Genomic DNA, 509 nt, shown 5'->3' with positions numbered 1-509 from the left:
GCGCGGCGCCGCGCGCCTCCCAGACCCCGGCGATGGCCAGGCCCAGCACGATGGCGTACACCACGCCGATCATCATGGTCATGTACTCGATGACATCGGGGGTCTCCGAGGGGTCGTCGTCCTCGGGGACCCGCCGCTGGTTGAGCAGCGTGACGGCCACGACGAGCGCACAGACCCCCGCCGTCACGAGAATCAGAATCAGCCATTCGGGCATGGGCAACCTCCGTCAGGTCTCGGCGTCGGCGTCAGCCGCGCGACCCGCGGCCGCGCGCCGTGGAGCGCGAGCGCGAACGGGGGCGCAGGGCGGCGGCCGCGAGCACCGCGGGCGCAGTGATCAGCAGGGTGAAGGTGACCAACGAGACGCCGCCGCCCGACTTCTGGGGCGCGGGCGCGTGGTATGCGCGCAACTCCGCGGTACGAGGCGGGCCGGTCGGCGCCGGGGAGCTCGGCAGGGGCGTCCTGGGCGGCTTCTCGGCGGCCGAGCGGGACGGCGGCGGGGGCGCGCTGGG

Annotated in this window: 1 protein-coding gene; it reads right to left on the bottom strand. The window is 74.9% G+C overall.

Annotated features, from left to right (window positions below):
• The coding region (locus tag CCN51_RS51980) for a bestrophin-like domain (protein WP_483883489.1) at positions 1-214 on the bottom strand (214 nt) is incomplete at its 3' end.
• Positions 215-509: the final 295 nt, after the last annotated feature.

This window comes from Streptomyces milbemycinicus (assembly GCF_002154605.1).
Taxonomy (GTDB): Bacteria; Actinomycetota; Actinomycetes; order Streptomycetales; family Streptomycetaceae; genus Streptomyces; species Streptomyces milbemycinicus.
Note: the sequence above shows the minus strand (reverse complement) of the source record. Positions and strands in the feature narration are given on the sequence as shown.